This window comes from Acidovorax sp. NO-1, assembly GCF_000238595.1.
Classification (GTDB): Bacteria; Pseudomonadota; Gammaproteobacteria; order Burkholderiales; family Burkholderiaceae_C; genus Acidovorax.
Map to the genome: position 1 here is coordinate 1 of NZ_AGTS01000086.1, position 14407 is coordinate 14407.

Below are 14407 nucleotides of genomic sequence, written 5' to 3' on the forward strand. Positions count from 1 at the left end.
CCCTAATCTGGGTTTTCATCCACATGCTATTCAATCCACTTCAAGTAGGTTCTCTCACCCTGCCCAACCGCATCCTTCTGGCACCACTGACACGCGCCCGTGCCGACGCTGGCCACATGCCCAACGCGCTGATGGCCGAGTACTACAGCCAGCGTGCCACCGGCGGCCTGCTGATTTCCGAATGCACCATGGTGGCGCCCGGTACATCAGCCTTCGTCAATGAGCCTGGCATCTACAACGACGCGCAGATTGCAGCCTGGAGGCAGGTGACCGACGCGGTGCATGCCAAGGGCGGACGCATCTTCATGCAGATCTGGCACGCTGGCCGCGCAGCCTACCCTGGCGCTGCCGATGGCGCCCCCATCGTCTCCAGCAGCGCCAGCGCCATTGAGGGTGAGATCCACACGCCCCACGGCAAGGTGCCGCACGCGGTGCCTCACCCCCTGACCGCCCAAGAGATTCCCGGCATCGTGGCTGCGTTTGCTCAAGGCGCACGCAACGCCATTGCCGCCGGCTTTGATGGTGTCGAAGTACACGGCGCCAACGGCTACCTGATTGACCAGTTTCTGCGCGACACGCCCAACCAGCGCACCGATGCCTACGGCGGATCGCTGGAAAACCGTGCACGTTTGCTGTTCGAGGTACTCACTGCCGTGACCCAAGCGATCGGCTCCGAACGTGTGGGTCTGCGTCTGTCGCCCCTCAACAGCTTCAACAGCATGAAGGACAGCGACCCGCTGGCCCTCATCGGCTTCCTGGCCGATAGGCTCAATGCCTTCAAGCTGGCCTACCTGCACGTGATGCGCGCCGATTTCTTCGGCGTGCAGAAGGCCGATGTCATGCCCGTAGCGCGTGAAAAGTTCAAGGGTGTGTTGGTGGGCAATATGGGTTACAGCGCTGATGAGGCAGAGGCAGCCATTGCCGAAGGTAAGCTTGACGCTGTGGCTTTTGGCACCGCCTTCCTGGCTAATCCGGACCTGCCCGCACGCATCAGAGCCAAGGCACCGCTGAACGCGCCTGACTCCAACACGTTCTACACAGGTGGCGCCAAGGGCTATACAGACTATCCGGCACTGCAGGTCGCATAAATCACCGCCCCAAAAGATCGAAGAAACGAGCCACTTTATACCCAAGGCTCTGCCCTTCGATCTTGCGAAGCTGTGAATCAATGGCGTCTACCGAGTGTTGTACGCCATCACGATCTTTAATGGATAAGTTGCCTCGGTTTGCTTCGCTGCCCGCCGAACTCGTACGACGTACATCGTTTCCGGTTCAAACAGTATCAAGGCCGCACCATCCTCCCATCCTGAGGTGACGGTTCGGCCGCGAACGGCAGCCCGCCGCTACTTACCGGCGGCTCAAGATGCAAACGTGATCTTCTGCTTTGGGACGGGAGCAGCCAGCCACTACCCCCTGGTTACTTGCCCAAAACCTGCCTATTTCACAGGGATCGGGTACCGACTACGCCAGACCCGTATGCGCCCGCAGCCACGCCACAACATCCCCCGTCACCTCATCCCGATTCGTCTCATTCAAGATCTCATGCCGCGCGGCCGGGTACAGCTTGACCGCCACATCGGCCACACCGGCATCGCGATACCGCTGCCCCAGTTGCTCCAACAACACCCCGCCTGTGGCCAGCGGGTCTGCGTCGCCGGATGCGATGAGGATGGGCAGGTCGCTGCGGATGCACGCGAGTTGTGCGGGGTCGGCCAGCCGGGGGGCGGGGGCGAAGAGTGAGGGGATCACGTCGGGTGGCACGTCCCACCCGCACCACGGGTCGGCCACGTAGGCATCGACCTCGGCAGCGTCGCGCGACAGCCATTCGTAGCCGGTGCGGTGCTCAAAGCCCGCGTTGAATGCGGCGAGCCCGGCGGGCGCGTCGGCCGGGGCGTTGGCCATGGCGGCGGCAAACAGGTCAAGGGCGGTGGAGCCTGACAGGATGACGCCGGACCAGGTGGATGAATGGTCCAGGATGGCCGCCTGCGCTGCGAACGAGCCCATGGAGTGGCCGAACAGAAAGAGCGGCAGGCCGGCGTGCTGCGCACGCAGCTGCGCGCCGAACTGGGCCACATCAGCGATGAGGCCGCTGAAGCCAGCGCTGCCAAAGTCACCCAGCTTGCCACCGGCCGTGCGCCCGTGGCCGCGATGGTCCACAGCGTGGACGATGAAGCCTGCGGCGTTGAGGGCCCGCGCAAAGCGGTCGTAGCGCTCGCCATGCTCGGCAAGGCCGTGGGAGATTTGGACGACGCCCACCGGTTGGCCCGGGGTTTCGGCCCAGGTGTAGGTGGTGATGCGGGTGCCGTCGGCGGTGGACTGGAAGGAGGACGTGGTGGCGGTGCTCATCGGTTCATTCTGGCACGGGGTCTGGTTGGCACGCCACGATGAAATTGCCATGGGAGTGGCCTCCACCACTTGCAGCGACGCGCGCAACCTGACACGGGCTGATGCCAGTAAAAGCTGGTGGACCGCCTTGGGGCACGCGGCCTTCTGTTAGGGCCAACACGCGCAGGCCTTGGAGTCAAATCAGTGCTTTGCGCACGTCTGCCAGCGCTGTTAGCTATTTTATGATAGCAAACTGCTTGGCCACCAGTTTGCGTGGCGCGCGTACACGCAGCTGTTATCCAGCCACCCCACCGTGCACCTCACTGCGCGGCCGCGCTGCCCCCTGCGCGCTCCGGGGCAGGAGCGAGTTGCACGTGCCCGTAGTGTCGCGCTGCAGCGCGTGGTACCCGGGCCGCCTGCAGTGCGGCGCGAATCGCACTGGCCACCGCCTCGGGCTTCTCCAGGGGGATGCCGTGCCCGCTGTCCACCCACACCTGGGTGGAGCCTGGGTACAGCTGTGCAATGGCTGCCCGCTTGCGCTCGGCATCTTCCGCCAATGCCGATGGCGCCCCCGTGGCGCGCAATGCGCTCAGCACCCATACGGGGATCGACGGGTCCACCGGCAGGTGCGAAACCTGCTCGCCCGTCGCATCCATCGCGGCAAGCTCTTGTTTGGCCGTGTCAGAGGTCGTGGCTTGGAACACCACCTTCAACCAAGCCGGCCAATGGTCTGGGTTGCCAGCGCCTTTGACCTGGTCAGGGTGCGTGGAATCCACCAGCACCAGCGCCGCGACCTCTGCTGGGTGTTGGCGCGCGTACAACTGCATGTACAGGCCGCCCAGCGAGTGGCCGACCAGCACATAGGGCGGCGGTAGCTGGCGGGCCCTGAGCAAGGCCCGCAGCTCGTGCACCACCTGCGCCCCATCACGCGGCTGGGGGGATGCATCGCTGCGGCCATAGCCCACACGGTTGTAGGCCGGAGCGCGGGTTTCTGCCACGGTGTCGGGCCAGACCTTGGCCCACCAGTCGAGTGTGGCGCCCAGGCCGTTCTCGAACACCACCACGGGTGCGTCCTGCCCCGCCTGCACGTATTCGACCGTGCGCCCGTCCACCGTGTCGGTGGTGGCGCCGGGCAAGCTTGCGCAACCGCTCACGCAGACTGCCAGCAGCAGGCTGGCCCAGTGCCATCGGTTCATGGTCTCAAGTCCTTTGCATACAGGTTCATGGCCCGCAGGCCAGAGCAGCGCGGTGCCATTTAGAGTGGCGAACAAAACTCAGTGAAGCGGTTCTGGCTAGGCGCTGTGTCGCAGGCAGTACGAGCAGTACGACAAGACACAGCAACGACGCCAGAAGAGTTTTGTTAGACGCTCTTAGCAGCGGCCTGCCGTGCGCAGCAGAGCATTGCATTCCTTGGCTGCACCTCGCCCCTGCGGTTGGGCGGCTGCTGCCGGGGCCTGGGCGCCACCGTTGCCCGGCCTGCCCACCATGGCGGTGCAGATGGCGTCGGAATGGGGTGTTTGCCCAAAGCTCATGGCTTTCTGAAAGCCGGTGGCGCCGTACAGATAGCACCGGTAGCTTGCGCCGTCGCGGGTGGTGGCGGTGTAGTTGATGCGGCCGCCGGTTTCCTCCTGGCGGTCGGTGATGGTGAACTGGCCGGTGGTCCGGCCGATGGCCTGCGCGGTGCGCTGCTCCAGGCCCTCCTGGTCGAGGGTGGACGCACATCCGGTGACGATCAGCACCGTGGTGATGATGGCGGCGAGCCGGGCGGGCATTGAAGTTTTCATGAAAGGCATGGCGTGGTTTGCTCCGAAGGGTGGGGCGTTTTTCATCGGGTGAAGCAGTTGTCTGCCGGGATGGTGGCCAGACTGGGCGCCACCGATGAAAGCGATGGCTGGCTGGTGGGAATCCCGTCGCCCAGCAGGCACAGCAGGTTGGTGGGGCGCAGCGTCCAGATGGCGCCAAAGCGGGTGCCAGTGACGGTGCGCAGCTCGCCCCAGTGCGCCGCCAGCGCCTGGTTGGCCTCCGAGCGGGCAAAGGTCACCACTCCGAGCTTGGTCGGCCCGGCCACTTGCGACGGGCCTGCACATTCGTTTCCGCCAAACGTCAGCACCCCTTCGTAATAGTCGAGCGTGTTTGGGGCCGTGATGCGCGCACGCAGGATCTTCTTGAACGACTGCGCGCCCGCCTTGACACACCCTTTCTGCACCCAGTCGCCTTCCAGCACGTTGATGGACGCCGAAGGCGGCTCTTTGCCGCCGCCGTCATCCGGGGGGTCGGAATCACCGCCTCCACCACCACAGGCGCCCAAGGCCAGCGTGGTGATGGCGATGAGCGCCATGCCCGGGCGCAGCGGACTGGAGAAACGGACGAACTGGGAGAGGCGGGAGGGGAAAGACATGGCAGTTTCCTTGGGTTGACGGTAGAAAAAAACGCATACGCAGATGCGACAGGCCGAGCGATGCCCCGCGGCCCATGAAAGGGCCGCATACGCGCGGTGGGGGGGGTGGGGAAATCAGCCCGGCTTGCGGGCTACGACAAAGGCGCGAATGTCCTTGCCCCGCCTGCCGTGCCGCTCGGTGCAGACAATGTGCAGGCCCTGCTGCGCCATGGCCGACGTCAGCCGGTGCTCGTCAAAGCACAGCACCGCTGGGGCTTTGCCGATAGCGCGCATCAAAGGCACGGCCAGGTAGGGAATCAGCGGGTTCATCTCGGCCAGGCAAGGGGTTTTGGAGATCAGCAGCCCCCCGGGCCGCAGGGCCGCCACCGCCTGCTGCAACGCAGCGTCCAGATCGGTGGCGAGGTGCAACAGGTTGAAGGCCAGCACCGCATCGAATACGCCGCACCCGAACACCGGGGCTTCGGCATCGGCCACGGCAAAGCGCAGCTGGGGCGACGGCTGGTTTGCGAGCCGTTCGCGGGCGATGGCGATCATCCCGGCCGACACATCGGTGGCCAGCATGCTGCGCGTGAAAGGCGCCAGGCGCAGCGCCGTACTGCCCGTGCCGCAGCCGATCTCCAGCACATCCTGCTGGGGAGCGAGCAGCCCCTGCACGCGCTGCAACGTGGCCTCATATCCCGCCATGTCGGCAATGGGGTCGGCTGCGTACTTGCGCGCGATGCGGTCCCAGAACCGCGCCTTGGAGGCCGCAGCAAGTGTGTCAGAGACCGGGGCGATGGCGGGAGATGACATGGGGGTTCAGACAATGTGGAGTACGGACTGCAAAACAGCGATGACCTGCACCCGGATGCTATCCATGCATTGAAGCGCAGGATATTGCGGTAAATTGCACAAAACATATACACAAACGCATGGATAACCTCGACTGGAACCAGCTAAAAGCCTTCCTGCAAACCGCGCAGACCGGCACCCTGTCGGCTGCAGCGCGCAAGCTGGGCCTGACTCAGCCCACGTTGAGCCGGCAGGTCGCCGCCATCGAGCAGCAGATGGGGGTGACGCTGTTCGAGCGCGTGGGCAAGGCCATGGTGCTCACGCCCACCGGGCTCGACCTGCTGGAACACGCCCGCGCCATGGGCGCCGCCGCTGAGGCCCTGGGCCTGGCTGCCAGCGGCCGCTCGCAGGCGGTGGGGGGCGTGGTGTCGGTGTCGGCCACCGACGCCGTGGCCGCCTGCCTGTTGCCACCCATCGTGCAGCGCCTGCGCGCGCAGGAGCCGGGGATTGCGGTAGAGGTGATCTCCTCCAACGCGCTGAGCGACCTGCTGCGGCGCGAGGCCGACATCGCCGTCCGCCACGTCAAGCCCGAGCAGCCTGACCTGATCGCCCGCCTGGTGCGTGAGGCCCAGGCCAGTTTTTACGCATCGGAAGCCTGGGTGCAAGCCCACGGCCACCCGCGCAGCGCAGAGGATGCAGCCGGACTGCCGTTTGTGGGCACCGACCGCAACGGCCAATACCTGCAGTACCTGCGCCAGCACGGGCTGCCCGTGAGCGAGCAGAACTTCAGCTGCTACTGCGAGCACACAGTGGCCCACTGGGCGCTGGTGCGCCAGGGCATGGGCATCGGCGCCATGATGGACGAGATCGCCCGCGACACCCCTGGCATCGTCCGCGTGCTGGATGACGTGCCTGCGGTGCGCTTTCCGGTCTGGCTGGTATCGCACCGAGAGCTGCGCACCTCGCGGCGGATCAGGGTGGTGTTTGAGGCGATGGCGGAAGGGTTGGCGAGCGAGGGCTGAGCACAGGCTATGTGCGTACCGCTTGAATCTGCACAGTGCGCTGCTGAGCGGCGATGAACCGGCCCGCCTGCTCCAGCGATGCCCCTCCGGCGCAGCGCACGGCCGCGTGGTGGGCAATTCGGCCGAGCTGCGCCACGACCCCGAGCAGGACCTGTTCTACCTGAACGCCCAGGACTTTGTGGGCACCCCGCCTGCTTCGCTGTCACCCTCGATGACAGAAGGGGGCACGAAGCACGGCGCGCACCACCTACCTGGGCGTGCCACCGGGCAAGGCGGCATCAGGCAACGCAGGCACCGCCGCCGACCCCACGGCACGGAGCCCCGCTGAGTAAGTCCTGTTGGGCGCCCAAGGCGGGACCTGAGAAGCTATCCGGAGACGGGATGCTCCTGCGGTATAGCGCCACCGGATCTGCCAAAACGACCCAGCCCTACATTGACCAAACCCTCAGCACGGCGCAACAGGAACAGCACATCCATCCCCATGCGCTGTGCCATGGCCAGACCTTCGTCGGGGCCTGCCACCAGCAATGCTGTGGCCCAGGCGTCCGCGTGCATGCAGGTGCGCGCCAGCACGGTGACCGATGCCACGGCGTTGTTCACGGGTGCGCACCGGCGCGGGTCCATGGTGTGCGCAAGGCGCGCACCACCCACTTCCAGATAGCGCCTGTAGTCGCCCGAGGTGGCCACAGCCAGATCCTCCAGCTCGATGACCCCATGCACCGCGCGGCGCCCTGCCTCGGGCCGTTCGAGCGCCACAGACCAGGGCGAGCCGCTCGCCTGGCTGCCCACGGCGCGCAGCTCACCATCCAGCGCGGCCAGCGCGTGCCGCGCACCGTGCTGCTGCAGCACATTGGCCATGCGGTCCACCGCGTAGCCCTTGGCAATGCCGCACAAGTCGAGTTGTAAGGGCAAACGCTTTCGGGCGCGGCCTGCGGGCCTGTCCAGCTCCAGGCCCCCATGCCCAGTTCGCGGTGTGGGTTGGCGTGCGGCCCGGATTGCATCCGCATCGGGTGCGTCGCGCACCGCGCCGAACCCCCAGGCATCGACCAGCGCCCCCACGCACGGATCGAAAGCACCCGCGCTCAGGCGTTGGACATCAAGCGCACAGTCGAGTACCTCCAGTATTTCAGCGGGCAGGTCGACCCAGGCGTCCACGGGCGCGCGGTTCAGGCGCATGAGGTCGCTGTACGGTTTCCAGGGCGACATCTGCTCGTCCACCTGCTCCACCGCAGCGGCAAGGCCCTGGCGCAAGGCCGCCAGGTCCATGGTGTGGTCGGCGTCGACCGTGGCCGACCAGCGTGTGCCCATGGCGGGGCCGTGCAAGGTGGTGCGCTTGTGGGCCGCAGTGGTGTCAGAAGATATCTTCGGCATAGCGCTCCTTGGCTTTCAACGTCGCGACGCTCAACTGCAGTGGTTCCAGCACCGCGTCCAGCGCCTCGGCCACTCCCTGTGCCATGGCGCGGCTGCCGCAGACGCGAACGATGGCGCCCTGCGCCACCCACTCGCGCAGGTGCTCGGCGTCGCGGCGCAGGGCGTCCTGCACATAGCCACCGCCGCCTGGAACGCGGGAGAACACCGTCTGCAGCGTGGCCAGGCGCCCTTCACCGAGCCAGCGCTGAATGTCAGCGCCGAAGTAGAAGTCCCGCGCCGGGTCGCGCCCACCAAAGTACAGGTGCATCGGGCGATGTCTGTCGTTGCGGCGGATGAAGCCGGCCAGCGGCGCCACGCCTGTGCCCGCCCCAATCAGCAACACAGGCCGCCGCGTGCGCGGCAGTGCGAAGCCGGGGTTGGACCGGATAAAAGCCGTGATGCTGTCGCCCATCTGCAGACCCAGCAAGTGCGTCGAGCACAGGCCGCCCGGCATCTGACGCACGCAGATTTCCACGAACCCGTCTTCCCAGCCCGACGCCAGCGAGTAGTAGCGCGGCACGGCCGAACCCGGCGGCACGATGCCCAGGAGATCGCCGGCTGCAAACCGCGCCAGACCGTGCCCACGCAGGCGTGCGCCCGGCCCCTGTGCAGGCCACGCAAAGCGCAGGATCGCCGTGGCCTGCCCGGTGACACCGGAATAATCCTGGCGCGCCATGAGCGTGAGCGTCGCGGTGGGTGGCACGCGCGGTACATGCTCCAGAACCAGGGGTTCGTTCAGCGCCTGCGCCAGGGCATCGCCCCAGCGCGCGAATTGCTGGCCCGATTGCTGGTGGATGCACTCGAGCGGCAGCAACGCGGGCCAGCCCCGTGCGCGCAGCGTCTGATCCAGCGCCTCGGCAAAGGCGCAGAAGGCCGGAAACTGCCGGTCGCCAAAGCCCAGCACCGTCACTGGCACAGCGCTGGCGCCGAGCTTGGCGAGGTGCTCCAGCGCGTGACTGGCGTGTGCCGGGGCCTGGCCTTCGCCATAGGTGGCTGCAAGCACAAACACCTGGCGCGTGGTGGCCGTGGTTCGGAAGTTCTCCAGCGCACTGGTGTGAACGCGGTGGCCGCGCTGGCTCAGCGCGTCTTGCAGCGTTTGGGCAAACCCCCAGGTGCTGCCGCCTTCGCTGGCCACGAAGATGAGCACGTCGGCCTGTGCCAGCGGGGCGTTGCCCGTGATATGCGGCGCCAGGCGGCGTGTTTGCCACCATATGACAACGCCCGACAGCCAGAACAGCAGCACGCTGGCGCCCGAGAGCCCCAGCACCACGGCCCAGGGCCAGGCCGCTTCGCCCGTGTGCAGCACCACGGCCCAGTCATAGACGCGCTGAGCCAGGGTGGCGTCCTGCCAGGCCAGCATCTGGCCAGAGTACCGGTCGATCCAACCTTGACCCTGGGCGGTGGCGACCTTCCAGGTGTCCTCCGGGTCGTTGGAGCCGGGGAAATTCAGTTTGCGCAAATCCTGCACAGCAAGGCTTTGCAGCGCGGCCAGCTGTGCGCCTGGCAAGTCAGGCCTGCCGGTGACCACGGAGAGCACTTCCGGCTCGGCCCTTGCGTCCAACGCCACCAGCCCCAGGGTCGAGGCGCTCATGGTCAGCGCCGTGAGTGATGTGAGGCACAGGACCGCGAGCACCACACGGCCCGTGACCACATGGATCCGCTGCGCCAGCGAGCCTCGCACCCGTGCCGCCAGCCGCTGCCAGCCACCCATGCGCCGCAACAACAGCACCAGGGCAGAGACGCACAACAAGGCCATGGCCAGCGCAATGCCCGCAGCACCCCAGCGCCCGGCGTCGCCCAGCAACATTGAGCGATGCAGGTTCTTCACCCAGCGCGGAAGCGCCGAGGGTTGCCACGCACCCAGCACCTTGCCATCGGCCGGATCCACGTACGACGCCTGCGGCTGGTCGCCAGCAAAGCTGAACACCGCGATGGCACCCGAAGGCAGACGGCGAATTTCCTCCACACCCGGGACGCTGCGCGTCACGCGCTCCACCAGCATGGCCACGGGCAAGTCGCCTGGCGCGACGGGGGCCTGCCACGCCTGCTGCACTGGGTCGATCGCCAAGACAGAGCCGGTGATGCCCAGCACCACAGCCAGGGTGCCAACGGTCAGGCCCAGCCAGCGGTGGATGACTTTCCAGCTCATGCAAGCCCCTTTACTGAAGTTGGAAAGTCGCCGACTGGATGTACTGCTTGCCAGCCTGCGGCTTGCCGACGTTCTCTTTGGACAGCGGGATGCGGACCTCCGACGGGCTGTCCCGCATGTCTTCCACAGCGGCGTCGATACGGATTTCATAACCCGCATCCATCAGTGCATCCGCCAGATCGGCGGTGACCTTGAGTGTGCGCCCCGCGCCCACGCTGGCACCGGTGACGCCATCCAGGCGCTTGGCGTCGCCGGCCGAGAGGCGGCTCCAGTCAGACAAGTGCTTGTGGTACTTGGCCTTGCCGCCGGCGACCCACAGCGTGCGCACATAGGCACCTTTGGCATCGGTCAGGTAGGCCGCCAGGTAGGCGCCGTCGCCACCGTAGTTTTTGAGCTGGGCGGTCAGCGTGAGTGGGCGGCTGTGCGCCAGGGCCGGAAGGGCCAGCGCGCAGGCGGTGGCCAAAAGGGTCAAAAGAGGTTTGGACATGGTGATGCTCCTGTGAGAAAGGTGGTTACTCGATCTGGCCGCGTGGCGAGGTGCCAGGCGTCAACAAAGGCGATGGCACGGCGGCGCCGTCCGGTTGCGGTGGGCGGGGCTGCCGCGCAGCACCGTCGTCACCACGACCACGTTCCCGGGCACGCTGGTGGTTGTCTTGCTTCATCTTCAACACCTTCAGTGTTTCCGGGTCGATCTTGGCTTTGAAAGCGCGGCCTTGGACGTCCGTGCCACGAATTTCATAGCAACCGTCGTCAATCTTCAGGCGCTGGATCTGCCAGCCCTGCGCGGCTGCCATCTGCAGCACCGCTTCACGGTTCTGCCAGCGGTGCAACGGCGCGTCGCAATCGTCACCGGACCATGTGGGCGATGCAGCCAGGCCCAGTGAAAGAACCAGCAGGCCGCGCCGCAAAGAGGGGTGGTGTTTCATGAAAGGCTCCTTGAAGTCGGTAATACATGACTTAACACATCCCACACGGTTCGTGGATGAGGCTGCGCAGGGTTGCTCAGGATTGGCCCGTCCAACCCGTATCGCAGCGTGTGGTTGCTCGTGCAAAGTGGGCCCCCATCGGCCTCCTTCCAGCGGCAACGTCGCTATCCATGAGGTGTCTGCATGCGTGTTGGAGGGCATTGTGGAAGCATCCCCTTGAACGCCTGCTGAATGGCCCATTCATCCTCTGTTCATCGCCGGGGCAAAAGTACAGCGATGACCCACAAGCAAGATCAACGAGCCCCGTGCCACCACCCCACGGCGACGTGCCCAACAGTCGAACATATATACTTCGAATACGTTTCATATATAGGTAGCCCATGGGCATAGTCAAAATTTCCGACCAGATGCACGAAAACCTGCGTCTGGCCAGCACAGCGCTGAGCCGCTCCATCAACGCCCAGGCCGAGCACTGGATGCGTGTCGGCATGCTGGCCGAGATGTACCCCGATCTGGACCACCGCGAGATTTGCCAGATGCTGGTGCGGGCCGAGCTGGCAGGTGGGCTGGATGTGGCGCTGGCGGCGCGGGGTGAGCTGGATAAACCTGGCGCCGCAGCCCCCACCGCGCGCACCAGAAAGCAGCCGCACTGATGGCGCGCGCTGACCGTGGGGTGCCGATCCGTTCGGCCGAAGAACTGGTGATGGCGCGGCGCGCGGCGCAGCTGGCGGCCGAGGTGCTGGCCATGATCGAGCCGCATGTGGTGCCGGGCGTGACCACCGACGCGCTGGACCGTCTGTGCCACGACCACATCGTGAACGTGCAGGGCGCACGGCCTGCCAATGTGGGCTACTTGGGCTACCCCAAAACGGTGCTGACCTCGGTGAACCATGTCGTGTGCCACGGCATCCCCTCGCCCCAGCAGGTGCTGAAGAAGGGCGACATCGTGAACATTGATGTGGCAGTAGAAAAAGACGGCTGGTACGGCGACACGAGCCGCATGTTCTGCGTGGGCACGCCCAGCGTGCTGGCCCAGCGGCTGGTGCGCACCACGTACGAGGCGCTGTGCGCGGGCATCCGCGCGGTAAGGCCAGGCGCCACGCTGGGCGATGTGGGCCACGCGATTGCCACCGTGGCGCAACGCGAAAACTTCAGCGTGGTGCGCGAATACTGCGGCCACGGCATTGGCACCGTGTACCACGATGAGCCCCAGGTGCTGCACTACGGGCGGCGCGGCCAGGGGCTGCGGCTGGAGGCAGGCATGGTGTTCACCATCGAGCCCATGCTGAACGCAGGCCAGCGCGAGACCAAGGAGCTGGCCGATGGCTGGACGGTGGTGACCAAAGATCGCTCGCTCTCCGCCCAGTGGGAGCACATGGTGGCGGTGACGGACAGCGGCTATGAGGTGCTGTCGGCGTGGCCGGGGGGCACGGGCAGCTACCCAGCTATTTAGCAGCGATGGTGGCTGTGCAAGGACATCAGCCCATCAGCCGCGTGGCAGCTCCAGGCGGGCCCAGGCTGCCATCACATCGGGCTGCTTCTTGATCCAGTCGGCAGACATCATGTTGGCGCCCCAGTGGTGAATGCGCGCCACGCCTTCCCCCATGTTCCACAGGTGCCGCAACTGCAAGAACAGGGGCAAAGCGGCGAGGTCGGCATCGGTGACAAGGCCGCCCCCTGCGCGGTAGCCGGCCAGGTACTGCTGCCAGCGCTTGAGCAAAGCTTCGTCGGGCTCCATGGGGTCCTTGCGCGGCAGGTTTGACCACAGAAAAACGCACAGGTCATAGGTCAGGAACCCAGGCCCGGCGTCGTCAAAGTCAAAGAAGGCTGCGCGCCGCACACCCTCGGCATCGGTGGTCACATGGTTGTTGAAGCCATGCGTGTCGCCGTGGCACATCACGTGGGTCAAGGTGCCCTCAACATCCGCCAACTCGCGCAGAAGCCGCTCAATCAGTTGCCGGTAGGCATCGAGCACGGCGGAGTCCAGATCGGGATGGGCGGCAAGGTAGTCCAGCGTGCGTCCGGCAAGATGGTGGCCGTCCAGCACATAGCGGCTTGCGGGGCCTGCGTAGCTCTGCGCGGCGCTGTGAATCTGCGCCAGCGTGGCACCGGTCAGGTGCAGGTCTTCGAGCGTATCGGGCACGGCGCCGTCGCAGTGACGGAAGAGGACCAGCGCACGAGGGCCCTCCGGGAACGGCAGGGTCACGCTGGTCATGCCGTTCGCAGCCGGCACCGGAGAGGCCACACCCACGCCCTGCGCTTCCAGATGTGCCAGCAGTGCCACCTCAAAATCCACATTGAACGGACCGCGCGGTCGGATGGCGCAGAGCCTTGCCACATAGCGGCTGCCATCCGCTGTTCGGACAGCGTAGTTGTCATTGAGGTTGCGGCGGATCAGGTAGCACTGCTGCACTGGCAGGCCGTAGTGGCGCTCTACCCAATGCGCCACAGACGCGGCTGCTGCCGTGGTGTGGGAGGCAACCAGTGTTGTGTCGGGCGATGGGGTGGGATGCATGCGGCATTCTGCATGCTAGCAATACGGCGGTGGCGCACAGGCAGTGGCCCATGGCGTGCCTTTGAGCAAAAGGCCCGTCAGCGCTTACTGCTGGTACGCAAGCAGTATCAAAACCATAGCACCGCGCGCCACGCTTACCAGGGGAGTGGCGCGCCACTGTAGGCGTAGAAGCTGCCCGTCTCCTCGGGCACCAGTCCATCCAGCACCCGCAGCATGTCGCCCGCTGCATCCGCCGCCGGGCGGCCTATTTCTGCGCCATTGAAAGGGGCCGACAACGCCGAGTTGACGGTGCCCGGGTGCAGCGCCACCAGCGCGGCCTGCGGATGGGTACGCGCCACTTCTATGGACGCCGTTTTGACCAGCATGTTGAGCGCGGCCTTGCTGGCGCGGTAGCTGTACCAGCCGCCCAGGCGGTTGTCACCAATGCTGCCCACCTTGGCCGAGAGCACAGCAAGCAGGCCGCGCCCCTGCTTGGGCAGCAGCGGTGCAAAGTGGGCCAGCACGAGAGCGGGGCCAAAGGTGTTGGTGCGGAAGGTGGCTTCCATCTGCGTGTAGTTCAATTGGCCCAGGCGCTTTTCGGGCATGCCGTGGGGGCCGTGCAGCAGGCCAGCGGCGTGGATGATGCAGTGCCACGGGCCCTGGGCCTTGAGCTGGTGGGCGGCGGCGGCAATGGTGGCTTCGTCATCCAGGTCCACCGCCGGGCTGGTGTGGCGGCCCAGGCCCACGGCCAGGGCGCAGCGGGGGTCGGCCTGCAGATGGGCGAGGAAGGCGCTGCCGATGGCACCGGTGGCGCCGATGACGAGGGCGCGGTAGCCCTCGGGCAGGGATTGCAGGGACGTGAACGGCGAGGCGGGTGGCTGTGGGTTAGACATAGCGCGGTACTGCGGTGGG

At 66.1% G+C, this 14407-nt stretch carries 16 protein-coding genes; 5 read left to right on the forward strand and 11 right to left on the reverse strand.

Going from position 1 to position 14407, the window contains the following annotated elements:
* Positions 1-23: 23 nt before the first annotated feature.
* Positions 24-1088, forward strand: coding sequence for an alkene reductase (locus tag KYG_RS13755; RefSeq protein WP_034694670.1), 1065 nt, complete (start codon positions 24-26; stop codon positions 1086-1088).
* Positions 1089-1461: 373 nt separating this feature from the next.
* On the opposite strand, the gene KYG_RS13760 is transcribed toward KYG_RS13755, so the two are convergent.
* From KYG_RS13760 to KYG_RS13780, 5 genes are all read right to left on the reverse strand, one after another.
* The gene (locus tag KYG_RS13760; protein WP_008905519.1) at positions 1462-2346 is read right to left on the reverse strand and encodes an alpha/beta hydrolase; all 885 of its coding nucleotides are present in this window, start codon (positions 2344-2346) and stop codon (positions 1462-1464) included.
* 299 nt (positions 2347-2645) lie between these two features.
* Positions 2646-3521, reverse strand: coding sequence for an alpha/beta fold hydrolase (locus KYG_RS13765; RefSeq protein ID WP_008905520.1), 876 nt, complete (start codon positions 3519-3521; stop codon positions 2646-2648).
* A gap of 174 nt (positions 3522-3695) precedes the next feature.
* Positions 3696-4109 (reverse strand): hypothetical protein, encoded by a 414-nt coding sequence (locus KYG_RS13770; RefSeq protein WP_237707264.1) that lies wholly within the window; start codon positions 4107-4109, stop codon positions 3696-3698.
* 41 nt (positions 4110-4150) lie between these two features.
* Entirely contained in the window at positions 4151-4723 is a 573-nt protein-coding gene (locus KYG_RS13775) for a hypothetical protein (protein WP_008905522.1), read from the reverse strand.
* A gap of 114 nt (positions 4724-4837) precedes the next feature.
* Positions 4838-5515, reverse strand: a complete 678-nt coding sequence (locus KYG_RS13780; RefSeq protein WP_008905523.1) for a class I SAM-dependent methyltransferase — start codon at positions 5513-5515, stop codon at positions 4838-4840.
* Positions 5516-5634: 119 nt separating this feature from the next.
* Here KYG_RS13780 and KYG_RS13785 point away from each other — a divergent pair, with 119 nt between their 5' ends.
* On the forward strand, positions 5635-6516 hold the full coding sequence (locus KYG_RS13785) for a LysR family transcriptional regulator (protein WP_008905524.1): 882 nt from the start codon (positions 5635-5637) through the stop codon (positions 6514-6516).
* A 22-nt stretch (positions 6517-6538) separates the two neighbouring features.
* A complete protein-coding gene (locus KYG_RS13790) occupies positions 6539-6844 on the forward strand; it encodes a hypothetical protein (RefSeq protein ID WP_008905525.1) in 306 nt (101 codons plus the stop codon).
* Positions 6845-6882: 38 nt separating this feature from the next.
* Here KYG_RS13790 and KYG_RS13795 read toward each other — a convergent pair whose 3' ends face one another.
* From KYG_RS13795 to KYG_RS13810, 4 genes are read right to left on the reverse strand one after another with little or no spacing between them, the layout of a single operon-like run.
* Positions 6883-7887 carry an FAD:protein FMN transferase gene (locus KYG_RS13795; protein ID WP_008905526.1) on the reverse strand — a complete coding sequence of 335 codons (1005 nt, stop codon included), beginning with the start codon at positions 7885-7887 and terminating at the stop codon, positions 6883-6885.
* Positions 7868-10075, reverse strand: a complete 2208-nt coding sequence (locus KYG_RS13800; protein WP_008905527.1) for a PepSY domain-containing protein — start codon at positions 10073-10075, stop codon at positions 7868-7870. The genes KYG_RS13795 and KYG_RS13800 overlap by 20 nt, the downstream gene beginning before the upstream one ends.
* Positions 10076-10085: 10 nt before the next feature.
* On the reverse strand, positions 10086-10562 hold the full coding sequence (locus KYG_RS13805; RefSeq protein WP_008905528.1) for a DUF2271 domain-containing protein: 477 nt from the start codon (positions 10560-10562) through the stop codon (positions 10086-10088).
* Between the two features lie 25 nt (positions 10563-10587).
* Positions 10588-11001 carry a PepSY domain-containing protein gene (locus tag KYG_RS13810; protein ID WP_008905529.1) on the reverse strand — a complete coding sequence of 138 codons (414 nt, stop codon included), beginning with the start codon at positions 10999-11001 and terminating at the stop codon, positions 10588-10590.
* 380 nt (positions 11002-11381) lie between these two features.
* Between KYG_RS13810 and KYG_RS13815 the strand changes: the two genes are divergently transcribed.
* Together KYG_RS13815 and map are read left to right on the forward strand one after the other, a co-directional pair.
* The gene (locus KYG_RS13815; RefSeq protein ID WP_008905530.1) at positions 11382-11654 is read left to right on the forward strand and encodes a ParD-like family protein; all 273 of its coding nucleotides are present in this window, start codon (positions 11382-11384) and stop codon (positions 11652-11654) included.
* Positions 11654-12454 (forward strand): type I methionyl aminopeptidase, encoded by an 801-nt coding sequence (gene map / locus KYG_RS13820; RefSeq protein WP_008905531.1) that lies wholly within the window; start codon positions 11654-11656, stop codon positions 12452-12454. The genes KYG_RS13815 and map overlap by 1 nt, the downstream gene beginning before the upstream one ends.
* A 33-nt stretch (positions 12455-12487) precedes the next feature.
* On the opposite strand, the gene KYG_RS13825 is transcribed toward map, so the two are convergent.
* Both KYG_RS13825 and KYG_RS13830 read right to left on the reverse strand, forming a co-directional pair.
* Positions 12488-13516, reverse strand: a complete 1029-nt coding sequence (locus KYG_RS13825; protein WP_008905532.1) for a phosphotransferase enzyme family protein — start codon at positions 13514-13516, stop codon at positions 12488-12490.
* A gap of 134 nt (positions 13517-13650) precedes the next feature.
* A complete protein-coding gene (locus KYG_RS13830; RefSeq protein ID WP_008905533.1) occupies positions 13651-14388 on the reverse strand; it encodes an SDR family NAD(P)-dependent oxidoreductase in 738 nt (245 codons plus the stop codon).
* Positions 14389-14407: the final 19 nt, after the last annotated feature.

What these genes read in the sequence shown, in the direction of transcription:
- KYG_RS13785 (WP_008905524.1), top strand. Translation starts at nt 5,635, where the DNA reads ATGGATAACCTCGACTGGAACCAGCTAAAAGCCTTCCTGCAAACCGCG.
- KYG_RS13815 (WP_008905530.1), top strand. Translation starts at nt 11,382, where the DNA reads ATGGGCATAGTCAAAATTTCCGACCAGATGCACGAAAACCTGCGTCTG.
- KYG_RS13755 (WP_034694670.1), top strand. Translation starts at nt 24, where the DNA reads ATGCTATTCAATCCACTTCAAGTAGGTTCTCTCACCCTGCCCAACCGC.
- KYG_RS13770 (WP_237707264.1), bottom strand. Translation starts at nt 4,109, where the DNA reads ATGAAAACTTCAATGCCCGCCCGGCTCGCCGCCATCATCACCACGGTG.
- KYG_RS13760 (WP_008905519.1), bottom strand. Translation starts at nt 2,346, where the DNA reads ATGAGCACCGCCACCACGTCCTCCTTCCAGTCCACCGCCGACGGCACC.
- map (WP_008905531.1), top strand. Translation starts at nt 11,654, where the DNA reads ATGGCGCGCGCTGACCGTGGGGTGCCGATCCGTTCGGCCGAAGAACTG.
- KYG_RS13805 (WP_008905528.1), bottom strand. Translation starts at nt 10,562, where the DNA reads ATGTCCAAACCTCTTTTGACCCTTTTGGCCACCGCCTGCGCGCTGGCC.
- KYG_RS13810 (WP_008905529.1), bottom strand. Translation starts at nt 11,001, where the DNA reads ATGAAACACCACCCCTCTTTGCGGCGCGGCCTGCTGGTTCTTTCACTG.
- KYG_RS13765 (WP_008905520.1), bottom strand. Translation starts at nt 3,521, where the DNA reads ATGAACCGATGGCACTGGGCCAGCCTGCTGCTGGCAGTCTGCGTGAGC.
- KYG_RS13830 (WP_008905533.1), bottom strand. Translation starts at nt 14,388, where the DNA reads ATGTCTAACCCACAGCCACCCGCCTCGCCGTTCACGTCCCTGCAATCC.
- KYG_RS13825 (WP_008905532.1), bottom strand. Translation starts at nt 13,516, where the DNA reads ATGCATCCCACCCCATCGCCCGACACAACACTGGTTGCCTCCCACACC.
- KYG_RS13780 (WP_008905523.1), bottom strand. Translation starts at nt 5,515, where the DNA reads ATGTCATCTCCCGCCATCGCCCCGGTCTCTGACACACTTGCTGCGGCC.
- KYG_RS13800 (WP_008905527.1), bottom strand. Translation starts at nt 10,075, where the DNA reads ATGAGCTGGAAAGTCATCCACCGCTGGCTGGGCCTGACCGTTGGCACC.
- KYG_RS13795 (WP_008905526.1), bottom strand. Translation starts at nt 7,887, where the DNA reads ATGCCGAAGATATCTTCTGACACCACTGCGGCCCACAAGCGCACCACC.
- KYG_RS13775 (WP_008905522.1), bottom strand. Translation starts at nt 4,723, where the DNA reads ATGTCTTTCCCCTCCCGCCTCTCCCAGTTCGTCCGTTTCTCCAGTCCG.